The organism is Geobacillus sp. FSL W8-0026 (genome assembly GCF_037966255.1).
Classification (GTDB): Bacteria; Bacillota; Bacilli; order Bacillales; family Anoxybacillaceae; genus Geobacillus; species Geobacillus icigianus.
Window position 1 is genome coordinate 2181803 of record NZ_CP150194.1, and the last position, 16042, is coordinate 2197844.

The window sequence follows — 16042 nt, forward strand, 5'->3', positions numbered from 1 at the left end:
TCAAAAAACAGCGGCTTTTCGGCGCTTTCCGTTGCTTGTTAAGAGCGGACAAACGTTTTCGGCATCACGACGGCGACGACTTGCCCGCGGGCGCATAATTCACCGTTCGCAAACACTTCGGTGTCAACTTGCCATTTTTTCGGGTGAATTTCCGTCACCGTGCCGATGGCCACAAGCGGCACCCCGTGCGGCGTCGGTTTGAGAAAATCGACGTGCAGCGAAGCGGTGACAAAGCGCGGCGGCGTCTCCCCGCTACCCGGCTCATGGCCGTTTTTCCGGTGCAGCGCCAGCGCTGCTGAACCAGTACCGTGGCAGTCGATGAGCGAGGCGATCAATCCACCGTATACAAACCCAGGGATGGCAGTATGTTCGGGGCGCGGCGTGTATACGGTCACCGTCTTGTCCCCTTGCCATCCGGTGCGGAAATGGTGGCCCGTCTCATTCAAACGGCCGCAGCCATAGCACCAAGCGAATTCCTCCGGATAGTCGTCTTGAATGGCGTGAACGATCGTTTCTTCCATGACATCTCCTCCCCTCTTTATTCTTAGTATATCATCCAATTGAAAAAGTCTCGACCCTAAAGCGCACTTTTTGCCCTAAAGTTGCTGTCCATGCTACAATGACCGTCATGAACAACGAAGTGGCTCCATCAGGAATCATTCCCACATGTCAGCCCACACACGGACTGCCATCCGTACAAAACGAAGCTGACAGGACCTATAAGGATGGTGATTTCGGGAAAAATACGGATGGCCACCCATTTTCTATAAAAATGCCGAACTGACGCGGATTTTCATCCTTGGGTGGAGGGCAAACCGTTGCCCATGGAACTTTCCGTGAAAATGCCGAACTGACGCGAGATTTTCACGCCTCGGTGGAGGGCAGATCACACTGCCCATGAAACTTTTCTGATTAAAAAGGCCGCCCATTGGTGTGTGACAGCGGTTTTTCACCGGCCTTCTATGCCACCGGTCGATGTGCGGTCAAGGCAAAAAAATAGAAAGAGGCGCCAGCCACGCTCTGACGCCCAAAGCCCGATCGATGCAAAATCGCGGGCTGCCTGTTTTCATTCTTCTTATCGTTCCGGTTCGTAAAATTCGATCCATTCCCCGTCCGGGCCGAGGAAAAACAAATATTTCGCCCCGTTCGGAAGCGCGGTAATGTCCTCCCAAACGAGCGGAACGCCAAGCGACACGAGCCGCTCTTTCTCCTGTTCAATGCCTTCGACCGTAAATGCGACGTGATGCACTTTTCCTTCCGTCGGCAAATCCGGATTGTATCCTTCGATGAGCTCAACGATGACTTGGCCGTCAAGCCCCAAAAACGCCAGTTTCATCGTCCCGTTCGTATGAATCATCTCGCTGAGCAGCTCGAGGCCGACGACGTTTTGATAAAATACTTTCGATGTTTCAATATCTTTCACTTGGATGCCGACGTGTTCAAATTTTTTGACTGCCATCCGCTGTTCTTCCTTTCTCTCACGTTCTACGATTCAATGGAAAACACAGCCCGCAAATACGGGGTCATTGACGGTGGAAAACGTATTTTTTCCTAGCCCCTGCCATAGATAGCGATCAAGGGCGTACGCCCCCTCCGCTTTCCATCCCTCCGCCTCATCGTTCGTCAGCACGAGGGAAACCATCGTTCCTTGGGTTTCCCATACAGGTGGACATAGCCGTCCCCGCAGTCGATATGCACGACCGCCTAGCGATCGAACCGGATGAGCTCCGTCCGCACGCAGCGCATGACGTGAACGGGAAACGTCGCCGCCACCACATGCGCCGCCATGCAAGCGCGGAGCGACAGTCGTTCCGCCACGCCCCCTCACCTCCCATCATCAAAAACCCCCTTCGCCTCGGAATGATGCGAAAGGGGCCATGAGCCGTTCTTATCATCCAAAGCGAAACCGCTTTGCGGGTGTTAGCACCTTGCCTGCGGCAGGTTGCTGTGGGGTCATCAAGCCCGTTCTCTCGCCCACTCTTGATAAGACGTATGCAATTTATCTTCTATCTTATCATACATCATCAAAGGCAACAATCGTCATTGTTCGACTTCCGGTTGCTCGGACGTGACGCCGACATCTTTCCACGTCAGTTTCGAGCCCGGATCGACCGTAAAGTTGGCGACGCGGTTGTTAACCGCAAGGATGGAGAAGCGATACAGCGTCGGAATGACCGGAACTTCTTCGTTCATCAGCTGTTGCCATTCACTGTAAATTTTCCGGCGATATTCTTTGTCAAACGCCTGCTCCGAATGGCCTTTTTCCAACAGTTCATCGTTTTTCTCATTGACCCAGCGCGAGTAGTTGAACATGACGTTCCGTCCATACAATCCGTATGGATCGACGTCCGTGCCCGTCGCCCACGCGGCTGCGTAAACGTCCACTTTCGGATCATCTTTTTTGACCATATCATAGAAAGAGTTGAACTCCGCCAAGCGTCCGTCCACAAGCTGAACATCGAGACCCACATCTTTCCAGCATTGCATATAAAACTTGGCCAACGGTTCAGCGATGTCCCCGCCGCTCATCGCCAAGAAGTTGATCTTGAATTTTTTGCCGTTCGGATCTTCGCGGAGGCCATCGCCATCCACATCTTTATATCCCGCTTCATCCAGCAATTGTTTCGCTTTTTCCGGATTGTACGTATACCCTTTGATCGAATTGTCATGGTAGCCCGGGAACGACGGCGGAATGAGCGTGTTCGCCGGGAAGCGTAAGCCATGATACAGGCGGTCGGCCACCTCTTGGGTGTTGATGGCGTACGCCATCGCTTGGCGCAGTTTTTTGTTTTGGAATTTCGGATTGTCCATGACGTTTTCTTGCTTTTTCGCATCCCAGTGGCCGAGTTTAAAGCCGATATAGTTGTACGCCAAATCTATTCTGCCGATAAACTGAATATTTTTTGTTCCTTTAGCATTCACATATTGGTCAGTTGGGAATTCTGCAACATCGATTTCCCCTTTTTTCATCGCTTGCAAAATGACTTTCGGGCTGACGACTTTTAAAATGACACCCTTCAATTTTGGTTTGCCATCCCAATAGTCATCATTGCGAACAAACTCGACCGACTCGCCCGGAACGATTTTCTTCACTTTGAACGGTCCGAAGCCGATCGGGTTTTTCCGAATTTTATCCGATTTCGCCAAGTCTTTGATCGGAATGTCTTTCAAGTAATGCTTCGGCAGCGGATAGGCCCAAATGCCGGTCAACACCGACGGATTGGCCTGTTTCCATGTAATCGTCAACGTCTTTTTGTCGATGACTTTAATGCCAGAAATTTTATTCGCTTTGCCGCTATGATACTCTTCCATTCCAACGATGCCTTGGATGAGCGCATCGCCATAGCGGACGCCGGTGTAATCTTTACTGCCAATGACCAAATAGGCGTACTCCAAGTCTTCGGCGGTCACCGGCTGGCCGTCATGCCAGTTGACGTTGTCTTTGATGCGGATCGTCATCGTCTTTTTATCTTTAGATAGCTCATACGTTGCAGCACCGTCATTCGTAATTTCATAGTCGCTATTGATTCGGAAGAGACTTTCGTCAAAAAACTGCATGACTTCTGCATCGGGTTCTCCTTGGTAAAATGCTCGATTGAGCGTCCCTTCAAACGGCGTATCGGACACAAGGCCGTATTTCAACACGCCGCCGTCGATGATTTTCCCGTCGTTTTTCACCGTCATCGGGAATTTGCTGATGTCTTCCTTCTGAGCCGCCGGTTTTTCGTTATTGTTGCCCTTTCCGCTCGTTGTGTCGGATTTGCCCGTGCACCCGGCGAGCACGAGCAAGAGCGCGGCGAGAGCCGCCAGCCATTTTCTCTTCACATTTTCTTCCCCCTTATCCTAGTCGTTGTCTTGCATCAGCCGCACGTTTCAGCGCTTGGCCGATGAAATTTATGCACAGCATCATCACTAAAATAAGCAATGACGCAGGCAACCAAACCCACCATTTGTTTTGCAAAACATCCGGGTTGGTCGCATAGCTGACCAACGTCCCTAAGCTCGGCGTGCTCTCCGGCAGCCCGAAGCCAAGATACGTGAGCCCGGACTCGATGCCGATGTTGCCCGCCAAATTTAACGTCAAATTGACGATAATGATCGAGCTGAGGTTGGGCAAAATTTGAAAAATAATGATTTTCCAATCTGGCGTGCCGAGCGTTTTTGACGCGCTGACATAATCCAGCTCGCGCTCGGCCAGCGTTTTGGCGCGGATCAGCCGGGCTTTGCCCGTCCACAAAAACGCGCTCATGATCAAAATGAACGTCAATACATTATATTTAGGCACAATGGCGACAAAAACAATAACGAGCATCAAAAACGGCAGAACGAGAATGAAATCGATGATGCGCATAATGACATTGTCAATCCAGCCGCCGAAATAGCCGGCCACCAATCCGACAATGAGGCCGATCGCCCCAGTGATGAGCGTAATGGCCAGTCCGATCGTAAACGAATTGCGGGCGCCGATGATGAGCTGGCCAAACACGTCGCGCCCTCCGTAGTCTGTGCCAAGCCAGTGTTCCGCTGACGGCGGAGAATAGATGGAAAGAAAATCCACTTTCACGATTTCCTCTTGATCCAAAAAGAGTGACACGCCATAGACGATCGCCAAAAGGATTCCTAAAATGATGAGCGAACCAAGCGCGAGCCGATCCCGAACCACCTCCCGCCACATGATCGAAAAGGCGGAAGGGCTTTTCTCGATGTTCGCTCCGGCCGGCGTTGGGCCGCTGATTTCCGCTTTCATGTCAGCTGCCTTCCTCCTTCCCTACTCAATCCGGATGCGCGGGTCGACCGCACTCAAAATGATGTCCGACAACAGCGTGCCCACCAGCGTCGCCAGGCCGGAAATCATGACGAGCGCCGTCACGACGCTGTAATCCCGCTGCATAATCGACTGCAAAAACAGCTGGCCAAGCCCCGGATAGCTGTAGATCGACTCCAAAAACACGGAACCGCCGATAAGTCCGGTGATTTCATACCCTAAAAACGCCGCGATCGGCAAAAACGAATTGCGCAAAATATGGCGCCAATAGATGTGCCGCTCCGGCACTCCTTTCGCCCGCGCCGTTTTTACGAAATCTTTCACTTTCGTATCGACGATTTCGCTGCGCAAATATTGAATCGTAATGACTGTGTTAATCAGCGCTCCCGACAATGCTGGAAGCATAAGATGGTTCAATTTGCTTAAATAGTAAGCGAGCGTCCCTTCCTCGACCTGAACGTCCACGCTGCCGCCGGTTGGAAACCAGCCAAGGTGAAAGCCAAAAATAAACAGCATGATCAAAGCAAAAATGAACAGCGGCGTGGCAAACCCGAGATAGCTGTAACCAATGATCAGCTTATCAGCCCATGTATCAGTCCATCGCCCCGACACGATGCCGAGCGGAATGGCAATCAAGTAAGTTAAAATTAAAATCGCCGCCGACAGCAACACCGTATTCCCGATCCGTCCGGCCAGCAAATCGGTGACCGGCTGCTGGTGGGTATAGGAAAGGCCGAGATCACCATGCAGCATGTTTTTCACCCAACGGATGTATTGAATATGTACCGGATCATTCAAGCCAAGTTTTTCCTTCATTTCCGCCAGTGTTTTTGGATCCATTTTTGGATTGGCCGCCAGCTGCCCCGTCAGCGCATCCCCTGGCATCGCCTTCGCCAACAAGAAAATGAGGACGCTCAGCAAAAACAATTGCGGAATCATAATGAGGATTCGCCGTAAAATAAATTTCAGCATCTTCCCGTCCTCCTCTTTATGGAATGGCCACCGAGTGCGTCGGCGAAATCGGCTTGAGCGGGTGAGCTCGGCCGTTTTCATCAAAATAGCGGGAATACGACTGTTCATATTCTTTTTCCACTTCGCGGCGAAGCGCCTCCTGCCGCCCGCGTTCGCGCGGGTCGGCGTTCGGAATGGCAGAGAGCAGCCGTTTCGTATAAATATGCTGCGGATTCGTGAAAATTTCCTCGCTCGTCCCTTCCTCCACGAGCCGGCCGCGGTACATAATGCCGATGCGGTCACACATATGCCGGATGATCCCTAAATCATGGCTGATGAACAAATACGTCAGCCCGTACTCCTGCTGGATTTCTTTCATGAAATTCAACACTTGCGCCTGCACCGACACATCAAGCGCCGACACCGGCTCATCGGCGATGATGAGCTTCGGATTGAGCGTGAGCGCCCGCGCAATGCCGATGCGTTGGCGCTGTCCGCCGGAAAATTCATGCGGATATTTGTAAATCGACTCCGCGCTCAAGCCGACCCGCTCTAAGACGTATTGCACCTTCTGCCGCTCCTCATGCGGAGACAGACGTTCAAAATTGCGGAGCGGCTCGGCGACAATATCGAGCACACGTTTGCGCGGATTGAGCGAAGAATACGGATCTTGGAAAATCATCTGGATGTCTTTCCGATACGGATGAAACTCGCGGCGGCGAAGTTTTGTCAAATCCGTCCCTTCAAACAGCACTTCTCCGGCCGTGGCGCGGATCAAACCGATGATCGTGCGCCCTGTCGTCGTCTTGCCGCAGCCGGACTCGCCGACGAGCCCGTACGTTTCCCCTTTGTTCAGCGAAAAACTGACATCGTCGACCGCGCGCACGTGGTCGACCACCCGGCGAAAAAACCCGCCGCGCACGGGATAATACACCTTCAAATGCTGAATGTTAAGAAGCGCCATAACCGATTCCACCTACCGTTTGATCATCAGGAAAATAAAAATGTTCATAACATGTGCAGCGCACCCAATGGCCCGGTTCCACTTCGCGCAATTTCGGCTCCTCCTCATGCTTGTCGGCTCCGATCCAGCCGATGCGCGGTTGGAAACGACATCCATGCCGCGGCAGCTTATGCAGCGGCGGAACGATCCCTTGGATGACATGGAGCCGTTCTTTTTTTGTTTGAGCGGACGGGATCGACTGCAGCAACGAGCGAGTATACGGATGGAGCGGGCGGTGGAAAATGGCGTCGACGTCGGCCAATTCGACGATTTCCCCTGCGTACATGACAGCGACGCGATCAGCCATTTCCGCCACCACTCCCAAATCATGCGTGATTAAAATAACGCTCGTTTTCATTTGTCGCTGCAGCTCTTTGAGCAACCCCATGATCTGCGCCTGAATCGTCACATCAAGCGCCGTTGTCGGTTCATCGGCGATGAGCAGGGCGGGCTCGCAGGCGATGGCGATCGCAATCACGACCCGCTGCCGCATCCCCCCGGACAACTCGTGCGGATAACGGTGGTACGCCTTTTCCGGCTCGGGAATGCCGACTTTGCGAAGCAAGCCGATTGTTCGCTTCTTTTTTTCGGCTGCTGACAACCGCAGATGGTAGTCCATGCTTTCTTCGATTTGCCGGCCGACTGTCATAAGCGGATTCAATGCCGTTAACGGATCCTGAAAGATCATCCCGATTTCTTTGCCTCGGATGCGGTTGAGTTCGGCAACGGAAAGCGATAGCAAGTTTGTTCCTTTAAAGTGCAGGCGCCCCTCAATTTTTGTCTTTTCGGGCGGGTGGAGACCCATGATCGACAACGCGAGAGCGCTTTTGCCGCACCCCGACTCCCCGACGAGAGCGACGATTTCGTTCTCCCCGATCGCCAGCGAAACATCGTCGACCGCCGCATAATAGTCATCACCGATGCGAAAAGAGACTCGCAGCCCCTCAATTTCCAACAATGTTTGCTTTGCCAATGTGTCCTTCTCCCTTTTTGCTAGTTTCGCTAAATTTTAGATTATGTATAATATTTTAATATTATTCTATCATATTTTTTCGTAAATTCAACATTTTGTAGTAATTTTTTTATACCTTGCCAACTTTCTGCCTGATCGACAACGCGACTAGAGGCAACGGCTCGTGTCCGCTCCCATCTGTTGAACAATCAAAAGGCGGATGCTCCGTGAAGGAGCCATCCGCCTCATCGCTGGACAGAACTGTGGGAAAGGAGCCAACGGACCGTGCCCCTCCCCTTTACGTCCGATGGATTTTCGTTTGTTTATTTAAACGCCATCGCCGCCCGCACCGCTTTTTTCCAGCCCTCATAGAGCGCGGTCCGCTTAGCGTCGTCCATCTTCGGCTCAAAGCGGCGTTCGAGCTGCCACTGAGCGGCAATCTTTTCGCGGCTATCCCAATAGCCGACCGCCAGCCCGGCCAAATACGCCGCCCCGAGCGCCGTCGTCTCGTTAATGACCGGCCGCTCGACCGGCACAGCGAGCAAATCGCTTTGAAACTGCATGAGCAAGTTGTTTTTGACCGCCCCGCCGTCAACGCGCAGCGTGGTCAGCGGGAGGCCGGAATCGGCTTCCATGGCGGCTAGCACGTCTTTCGTCTGATAAGCGAGCGATTCCAATGTCGCGCGGATGAAATGCTCTTTCGTCGTGCCGCGCGTGAGGCCGAACACCGCCCCGCGCACCTCGCTGTCCCAATACGGCGTGCCGAGGCCGACGAACGCCGGAACGACGTACACCCCGTCCGTGGACTCGACTTTTTCCGCGTACGTCTCGCTGTCGGCCGCCGTTTTGATCATCCGCAAGCCGTCGCGCAGCCATTGAATGGCGGAGCCGGCGACAAAGATGCTGCCTTCAAGCGCGTATTCGACCTTGCCATCGATGCCCCAGGCGATCGTCGTCAGCAGCCCGTGTTTCGATTGGACCGCTTTTTCCCCCGTATTCATCAACATAAAGCAGCCGGTGCCGTACGTATTTTTCGCCATCCCTTCCGCAAAGCACGCTTGGCCGAACAAGGCCGCCTGCTGGTCGCCCGCCGCTCCGGCGATCGGCACTTCGACGCCAAAGAAATGGTATGGAACGGTTTTCGCGTATACTTGCGAGGATGGCCGCACTTCAGGAAGCATCGCCTTGGGCACGTTTAAAATCGCAAGCAGTTCGTCATCCCATTCGAGCGTATGAATGTTGAACATCAAGGTGCGCGACGCGTTCGAGTAGTCGGTCACATGGGCGCGGCCGCCGGATAGCTTCCAAATGAGCCACGTATCGATCGTGCCAAACAACAGCTCGCCGCGCTCCGCCCGTTCGCGCGCCCCCTCGACATGATCCAAAATCCATTTCACTTTCGTTCCCGAAAAATAAGCGTCAATGAGCAGTCCCGTTTTTTCGCGAAACAACGGATCATACCCTTTCGCTTTCAACTCGTCGCAAATGCCCGCCGTCTGCCGCGATTGCCAGACGATGGCGTTGTAAATCGGGTTGCCGCTCTCTTTTTCCCAAACAACGGTCGTTTCCCGCTGGTTCGTAATGCCGATCGCCGCCACTTGTTCCGGCTTCACTTGCGCCTCGGACAAGACGCTGGCAATGACGGCAAGCACCGAACCCCAAATTTCGTTCGCGTTATGTTCGACCCAGCCGGGTTGCGGAAAATATTGGGTAAACTCTTTTTGCGCCATATGGACGATTTCGCCCTTTTGATTGAACAAAATCGCGCGCGAGCTCGTTGTACCTTGGTCGATGGATAAAATGTATTGATCCATAGTCTCGTCCTCCCCTTTTCTTGGTCGTTTTCGATCCACTTCGTTTCCTTCGCTCCAGCAAAAACGGTTAAGAAGAATAGCGGCTTGCGACGTTCGACGCCTTTCCGGCTGTCAGTTTCGCTCCGGCCAACACGACGGCCGTGGCTGCCAGCACTCCCCATAAGGCGCCGGTCGGTTTTCCTAAGAACACGGCTTTATACACCAAGCTGCCTAACGCGCCGCCAAGCAGCGGCCCGACAATCGGCACCCACGCATATGACCAGTTCGACGACCCTTTTCCCGGAATCGGCAGCAAAAAGTGAGCTAGCCGCGGCCCAAAATCGCGCGCCGGATTAATGGCGTAGCCGGTCGTACCGCCGAGCGACAGCCCAATCGCCACAATCAAAAAGCCAACGACAAACGGATTGAGTCCATCGGCGAATTTGTTGGCGCCAATGGCCAAGATGACCAAAACCAACACAAACGTACCGATGATCTCACTCAACAAATTGGCAGCCGGATTCGGCACGGCCGGCCCGGTGGCAAACACGCCAAGCTTGACGCCCGGATCGTCCGTTTCTTTCCAATGTGGCCAATAGTGGAGATAGATGATGGCAGCTCCAATCATAGCGCCGAGCACTTGTGCCAACACATAGCCAGGGACATCTTTCCACGGAAAATCGCCGCTGAGCGCCAACGCCACCGTCAACGCCGGATTCAGATGGGCGCCGCTGTACTTGCCGACCGCATAAGCGGCCATCGCCACCGCCATTCCCCATCCCATCGTAATGACGATCCAACCGGAGTTGGCCGCGTACGATTTCTTCAAATTAACCCCTGCACACACGCCGGCGCCGAAAATGATCAGCAGCGCCGTCCCAACGAATTCTCCCAAAAATGCCGACATTTTCGCATCCCCTCCCTAGTACTTATCAATTATTGATTTCTATTCATTTATGAAGCAAAAAGCACTTTCATTCGATTGCAATTTTTGACTCTGCAATCATTTCAAAAAAAGGTAAAAGCCTCTTTCAACTCAATACTTACAAATCGCTTAACGGACGGATAAATCAAGCCATGCAACAACGACTCCTTTCTATGAAAAAATTATTATGGCGAAAACATAGCGCCAGCAAATAGAGTGAATCATGGCTAAATATTAAAAAGCGGAGGCCTACACACTTCCCGTTTTTAAGGAATGATGTGCATGTCTCCGCTTCTCCACACCACAAAATTATTAACTTATTTCATTTTCAGAATAGCACGTTTAGAAAACGCTGTCAATCATCTTTTTCAGAAGCACCATTTTTATGGGAAAATTAGGTGTAAATGAGCAGAGTAGTTTTTTTGCAATAGCGAATGATCTCTCCCCTTCGGCTTCTTAACTTCGAGGCTCTTCATTAAAAGTTGTCCTTGATTTTTTCATCACGCACCTGACTTATGCAACCAAGAAAGAACAGGAAACCAATCATGTTTTGCATACACTTGTGCAGAGAGGTATTGTCAAAAGTGTATCCTCCACACTCACGGTTTTCCCTTGAGTTTCAACGATTGAACGAAAAAAAGCTTGCCACCCCCATTGTTTTCGGCCATCATTGAGGTAACGACACCCAACAGCCAAAACAAAGGAGTGACAAGCTTTGTTACCTCAATGATTCGCCTATTTGCTCGAAATTATCAAGACCCAATATCAAATCATTGTGTATGTAATGGGTGTGATATTGGGGAAATCCTTGCATCTCGAGGACTGGGACGAACCCATCCAAAAGCCGTACCGGAAACTTCAGGTCGATGACCTTCCGATCATCGATGTGCCGGAAACCCTTGATTACCGGAAGCTGTTGGCAGACTATGAAGCCCAGCACAGACGTCCTTTACGGCCCATCCAGCGCCGCGCGAAGGCGAAACACCGTGTGCCGGATTCGTTGACCTGCCCTCGCTGCCAGGCTCCCTCTTCTTACCTGTACGCCAATCACGGCGGAAAAGGGCAATACCAATGCAAAGTGTGCCAATGCCGGTTCAACCACCGGAACCGATTCACCAAGCAAGCGGTCTTTCGTTGTCCGCACTGCAAAAAGACGTTGGAAAAAATCAAGGAGCGCAAGGAATACAACGTCTATAAGTGCAAGAACAACGATTGCCCGTTTTACCAGGCCAACCTTCGCCGGATGACGAAGAAGGAACGCCAACCGTTTCAACAGGATCCTCAAGCCTTCAAGGTGCGGTATTTGTTTCGGGAGTTCTTGTTTGACTTTCTCCCGTTGGCTTCCTCGTCGCTCATCAAGCCGAAGGTCGATTTGTCCCGGCTGGCTGCGTCGCCGCACGTGTTGGGGCTCGTGTTGACGTACTACGTCAACTTTGGGATGTCCTCGAGGGAAACCGCCGCCGCCCTGAAGGACATCCATGGCGTCTCGATCTCCCATCAGACGGTGCTCAACTACGCCAACAGCGTCGCGCTTTGGATCAAGCCCTTTGTCGACCGGTTCCCGTATGAGCTGTCCGGTTCGTTCTGTGGGGACGAGACGTATATTCGCGTCAAAGGGCGCTGGCATTACCTGTTCTTTCTATTTGACGCCGTCAAAAAGATCGTGCTGTCCTATCGCGTCTCGCCCAACCGGGACACGCTCTCGGCCATCAAGGCGATCAATGATGTCCTCAGGAAGCTGCCGTCCCTTCCAGACGACTTGTCGTTCGTCGTGGATGGCAACCCGATTTACCTGTTGGCGCAACACTTCTTTGCCCAGCACGGGATTTCGTTTGACGTCCGCCAGGTGATCGGCCTGACCAACGAAGATCCGGTCTCGGAAGAGTTTCGCCCTCTCAAGCAGATCATCGAGCGATTCAACCGGACCTTTAAAGGCAACGACCGCCCGACCCATGGGTTTGGCGCCGAGGAAGGCTCGGTGTCCTTTGTGACGCTGTTTGTGGCGTATTTCAACTTTCTGCGCCCGCATAGCGCGCTCGAAGGCCGGGTGCCGGTCGTCATCCCGGAGCTCGCCGAGCTGCCGCATATGCCGGCCCGGTGGACGAAGCTCATCACCATGGCTCAGGACTTCCTTCAAAACGAGGCAGCCTAACTTTTTTGTCCTCCAGAGCCCGTTGAACAGAACTCCTGCCGGATTCGGCGAAGCGAACCCTTGACCAACCGAACACCGCCAAAGGTAACATTCGGTCAAAGCAAGGGCGGCTTTTCGATTGCCTTCTTTTTTGTCCCCGTCGCCCTTGACGACTCTTCCGCACCTTTGGCGGGTGTTGGTCAAGGGCGAATCCGGCTCTCTGCATGCCCCACGATGCTCAATGGGATGGTCTGTGTGGAGTTTTCATAGAACTTTTGACGCTACCCACCTAGATACAGTGCCAAAATGCCTCTGACCCCTTTTGTATCAAGGGACAAGAGACATTTTGTTTGCCTAGCGGTCGAACTCGGATTCGAAAAAGCAATAGTACTATGGGTTTATCAAGTGACAGATCAAGGTCTGCCAATGGGATATTTGGTGACGGAAGCATCTTGTCATGATCGAATCGCAGCCGAAAACGTCATGATCCAAATTCCTCATCCCTATAACTTCGGGGAGCAAAGGGTTTATGCTGTCGGAAGAACACCAAATGACGCTTTTCCGTCTCGAAAAACCAGAAACATTGTCTGCCTGAGACATGGAAGCAGTAGATCAAACCAAAACACAAAGTGATCAAGACGGTGTTTTCGGTTCTGGTTCACCATTTATCGTATCACTGAGATCCGAGCCCATTCGATCATCGAATTTGAAATAGCGTTAAACGGTATATTGTTAGCCTATTTCTTAGTTACACTTGGGCTAGTTGAGCGCTAAAGCTCAACTAGCACCACGGGTAGATGTAAATATTTTTTACCTCTTCATCTGTAATTCGCGATCCACTTCTTTCGCAGCCTGATCTAATGCTTCTTTTGGACGAACTCCTTGATATAAACTTTCCATTGCGCTTACAATATGTTGTCGAGCTTGAGGAAACACTGAAATAAGAGCTCCTTGTGTAGCAGGTGTAGATTTTGTCTCTTTCAATTGGTCTACCGTGACTTTCAATTGTGGATACTTCTTCCATTGTTCTTTCACAAGAGGCAAGTCATACGCTTTAGGATTAATCGCAAAATATCCAGTATTTACATGCCATTTAGCCTGCACTTCAGGTGTAGTAAGGTATTTCATAAACTCCCATGCCGCCTTTTTCTTTGCTTCATCCACATCCTTCATTAACCACAGAGACGCTCCTCCAATAATAACCCCTTGACGGTCGGTATTATCAGGAATCGGTAAGTAAGCAACTCCCACCTTAAATGGCGAATTATCAACAACAGTTCTAACTCCCGCTGAAGAATCAAGATACATTGCTACTTTCCCAGATTGAAAAGCAGCTCTCATATCATCCCAATTTTGACCAACATTATAAAAGGAACCATCTTTATACATATCAGATATCAACTTGAATACACGCAATCCTTCTTTACCGTTAAAAACGGCTTTTGTTGCCTCACCTTTACGCCCATTTTCTTTATTCACATAGAGACCACCTTGTACTGCCAACATCTCTTCAAAAAACCAGCCATAATTCAAGATAGTAAAACCATACTTTCCTTTTTTAGTTAGTTTTTTCGCCATCTCTCTTAACTCGCTATAGGTCATAGGCGGTTTTTCTGGATCCAACCCTGCTTCTTTAAATGCATCCTTATTGTAGATCAGTACCGGAGTAGAAGAGTTAAAAGGCATCGAATAAATTTTTCCATCCACCTTATAATAACTAACTATATTTTTTTCCCACTGCGACACATCGTATTTTTCTCGATCAATAAAATTTTGGATTGGTTCAATTTTCCCGCTATTAATCATATATTTCGTTCCAATTTCGAACGCCTGCATAATAGTTGGAGAGTCCTTCGTTCCTGCTACTGCATTAAACTTCGTCAAAGCTTCCTCATATGTTCCTTGAAACACTGGTTTTACATAAATTTTAGATTGCGAAGTGTTGAAATCGTTAACAATTTCATTCAAAACCTTTTCCAAATCACCGCTCATTGCATGCCAAAATACTACTTCTGTTCTATCAGATTTTTCTTTTGTATTATCTTGTCTACCACTTGGCGATGCTTTATCCTCTCCCCCACTACATCCAGTCATAACTAATAAAACAATTAAACTCATTATCCACTTTTTCACAATTTTTCCCCCTTCATTTAATTGCACCTTGCATTAATCCCTTTTGCAGTTGTTTTTGACCAATAAACAATAGTAATAAAGTAGGGAAAATTACGATAATAACCGCAGCCATAACCACCCCCCATTCAGTTGCCATTTCTTGTGTTTGCATTTGCTTTAATCCAATCTGTACAGTGCGTACACGTTCATCATTAGTAACTAGAAGCGGCCATAGATACATATTCCATGTGGTCAAAAAGCTGTATAATCCCAATGTTGCTAAACTCCCTTTAGAAAGTGGTAACACGACATACCAAAAAAATCGAAAGTGTTTCACCCCAGAAACTTGAGCTGCTTCGTATAATTCAAAAGGTATTGTTTTAAAATGTTGTCTCAATAGAAATATACCGAAAGCTAATGCAAAAAACGGTATTGTCAAACCAAAATAATTATTGGTCCAACCGAGTGCTTGAACAGTTAAATAATTAGGAATAACAGTGGCTTCCCACGGAACAAGCATTGTCATAATGGTCAAGAAAAATAATACATTTCTTCCTATAAAACGAAGAAAAACAAATGCATAAGCTGCTAAGCTAGAAACTATAAGTTGTCCGATCATAACAATCAACGATACAGCAAAGCTATTCCACAAGTAGCGTCCTAAAGGAACTTTTTGAAATGCATAGATATAATTTGTGAAAGACCAATTCGTTGGCCACCACTTTCCTTGCAATAACTCGGCTCCACTTAAAAAACTAATGAAAAAGGCATATAAAATGGGAAACATTATTACAATTGTACAAACGATCAGCAACGCATATAAACTTGCCTTTCTTAGAATAATCATTGATAATGTACCTTCCTTTCAACAAAGGAAAACTGCAAAATAGTAATAATCAGAACAATTAAAAATAATACAACAGCTTGAGCACTAGCAAACCCAAAATTATAGTTTACAAAAGCCTCACGATATATGGAATAAACCAACACAGTTGTCTTATTAACAGGCCCCCCTTTTGTTAGAATATCAATTTGTCCAAATGTCTGGAATGCTTGAATTAGAGAAACAGTTACAATAAAAAACAATGTTGGTGACAATAATGGTAATGTAATTTTTCTTAATTGGTATATTTTACTAACCCCAACGATTTTAGCATTTTCATAGAGTGTAGTATCAATATTTTGCAGACCACCTAACAAAATCAAAAAGGCAAATCCGATATTCATCCATACCGTAGCAATCGCTACTGCCACTAAAGCTGTATTAGGGTCCAATAACCATTGTCGTTCGTGGCCACCAAAAGCAACCAAAAGTTTATTAATAATCCCTATCGAAGGATTGTACATAAACATCCAAATTACAGAGGAAGCTGCCACACTCATACCTAATGTTGATGAAAAAAACGTCCG

At 49.6% G+C, this 16042-nt stretch carries 12 protein-coding genes, 2 pseudogenes and 1 riboswitch; of the genes and pseudogenes, 2 read left to right on the forward strand and 12 right to left on the reverse strand.

The window, feature by feature from the left end:
* Window positions 1–38: 38 nt before the first annotated feature.
* The 9 genes from NST29_RS10890 to NST29_RS10930 all read right to left on the reverse strand — a co-directional run bounded on the left by NST29_RS10890 (window position 39) and on the right by NST29_RS10930 (window position 10371).
* Window positions 39–521 carry a PaaI family thioesterase gene (locus NST29_RS10890; RefSeq protein ID WP_033020864.1) on the reverse strand — a complete coding sequence of 161 codons (483 nt, stop codon included), beginning with the start codon at window positions 519–521 and terminating at the stop codon, window positions 39–41.
* Between the two features lie 554 nt (window positions 522–1075).
* Window positions 1076–1459, reverse strand: coding sequence for a VOC family protein (locus NST29_RS10895; RefSeq protein WP_033020862.1), 384 nt, complete (start codon window positions 1457–1459; stop codon window positions 1076–1078).
* A 426-nt stretch (window positions 1460–1885) separates the two neighbouring features.
* Window positions 1886–1990: riboswitch (SAM riboswitch) on the reverse strand.
* 50 nt (window positions 1991–2040) lie between these two features.
* Complete coding sequence (gene opp4A, locus NST29_RS10900) at window positions 2041–3825, reverse strand: oligopeptide ABC transporter substrate-binding protein (RefSeq protein ID WP_339232150.1); 1785 nt, start codon at window positions 3823–3825, stop codon at window positions 2041–2043.
* A 13-nt stretch (window positions 3826–3838) separates the two neighbouring features.
* The gene (locus NST29_RS10905; protein ID WP_339232151.1) at window positions 3839–4747 is read right to left on the reverse strand and encodes an ABC transporter permease; all 909 of its coding nucleotides are present in this window, start codon (window positions 4745–4747) and stop codon (window positions 3839–3841) included.
* Between the two features lie 21 nt (window positions 4748–4768).
* A complete protein-coding gene (gene opp4B, locus NST29_RS10910; protein ID WP_033843597.1) occupies window positions 4769–5737 on the reverse strand; it encodes an oligopeptide ABC transporter permease in 969 nt (322 codons plus the stop codon).
* 16 nt (window positions 5738–5753) lie between these two features.
* Window positions 5754–6680, reverse strand: a complete 927-nt coding sequence (locus tag NST29_RS10915) for an ATP-binding cassette domain-containing protein (protein ID WP_033020854.1) — start codon at window positions 6678–6680, stop codon at window positions 5754–5756.
* Window positions 6667–7692, reverse strand: a complete 1026-nt coding sequence (locus NST29_RS10920; RefSeq protein ID WP_033020853.1) for an ABC transporter ATP-binding protein — start codon at window positions 7690–7692, stop codon at window positions 6667–6669. Before NST29_RS10920 ends, NST29_RS10915 begins: the two co-directional genes overlap by 14 nt.
* Window positions 7693–7994: 302 nt before the next feature.
* Window positions 7995–9485 carry a glycerol kinase GlpK gene (gene glpK, locus NST29_RS10925; protein WP_033021715.1) on the reverse strand — a complete coding sequence of 497 codons (1491 nt, stop codon included), beginning with the start codon at window positions 9483–9485 and terminating at the stop codon, window positions 7995–7997.
* A gap of 67 nt (window positions 9486–9552) precedes the next feature.
* Window positions 9553–10371 (reverse strand): MIP/aquaporin family protein, encoded by an 819-nt coding sequence (locus NST29_RS10930; protein ID WP_033021716.1) that lies wholly within the window; start codon window positions 10369–10371, stop codon window positions 9553–9555.
* Between the two features lie 802 nt (window positions 10372–11173).
* On the opposite strand from NST29_RS10930, the gene NST29_RS10935 reads away from it, so the two are divergent.
* Complete coding sequence (locus NST29_RS10935) at window positions 11174–12541, forward strand: DDE-type integrase/transposase/recombinase (RefSeq protein ID WP_339232993.1); 1368 nt, start codon at window positions 11174–11176, stop codon at window positions 12539–12541.
* A gap of 285 nt (window positions 12542–12826) precedes the next feature.
* Window positions 12827–13294, forward strand: a pseudogene (locus tag NST29_RS10940) (hypothetical protein); the annotation flags it as partial.
* Between the two features lie 36 nt (window positions 13295–13330).
* Here NST29_RS10940 and NST29_RS10945 read toward each other — a convergent pair.
* The 3 genes and pseudogenes from NST29_RS10945 to NST29_RS10955 form a co-directional block, all read right to left on the reverse strand.
* Window positions 13331–14653, reverse strand: a complete 1323-nt coding sequence (locus NST29_RS10945; RefSeq protein WP_033021721.1) for an ABC transporter substrate-binding protein — start codon at window positions 14651–14653, stop codon at window positions 13331–13333.
* A gap of 13 nt (window positions 14654–14666) precedes the next feature.
* The gene (locus tag NST29_RS10950; RefSeq protein WP_033021719.1) at window positions 14667–15479 is read right to left on the reverse strand and encodes a carbohydrate ABC transporter permease; all 813 of its coding nucleotides are present in this window, start codon (window positions 15477–15479) and stop codon (window positions 14667–14669) included.
* A pseudogene (locus NST29_RS10955) lies at window positions 15476–16042 on the reverse strand (sugar ABC transporter permease); the annotation flags it as partial. The gene NST29_RS10950 and the pseudogene NST29_RS10955, both read right to left, overlap by 4 nt.

Excerpts from the sequence above, each read along its gene's own strand:
- NST29_RS10890 (WP_033020864.1), bottom strand. The coding sequence starts at position 521 with ATGGAAGAAACGATCGTTCACGCCATTCAAGACGACTATCCGGAGGAA.
- NST29_RS10895 (WP_033020862.1), bottom strand. The coding sequence starts at position 1,459 with ATGGCAGTCAAAAAATTTGAACACGTCGGCATCCAAGTGAAAGATATT.
- NST29_RS10905 (WP_339232151.1), bottom strand. The coding sequence starts at position 4,747 with ATGAAAGCGGAAATCAGCGGCCCAACGCCGGCCGGAGCGAACATCGAG.
- opp4B (WP_033843597.1), bottom strand. The coding sequence starts at position 5,737 with ATGCTGAAATTTATTTTACGGCGAATCCTCATTATGATTCCGCAATTG.
- NST29_RS10915 (WP_033020854.1), bottom strand. The coding sequence starts at position 6,680 with ATGGCGCTTCTTAACATTCAGCATTTGAAGGTGTATTATCCCGTGCGC.
- glpK (WP_033021715.1), bottom strand. The coding sequence starts at position 9,485 with ATGGATCAATACATTTTATCCATCGACCAAGGTACAACGAGCTCGCGC.
- NST29_RS10930 (WP_033021716.1), bottom strand. The coding sequence starts at position 10,371 with ATGTCGGCATTTTTGGGAGAATTCGTTGGGACGGCGCTGCTGATCATT.
- NST29_RS10935 (WP_339232993.1), top strand. The coding sequence starts at position 11,174 with ATGGGTGTGATATTGGGGAAATCCTTGCATCTCGAGGACTGGGACGAA.
- NST29_RS10950 (WP_033021719.1), bottom strand. The coding sequence starts at position 15,479 with ATGATTATTCTAAGAAAGGCAAGTTTATATGCGTTGCTGATCGTTTGT.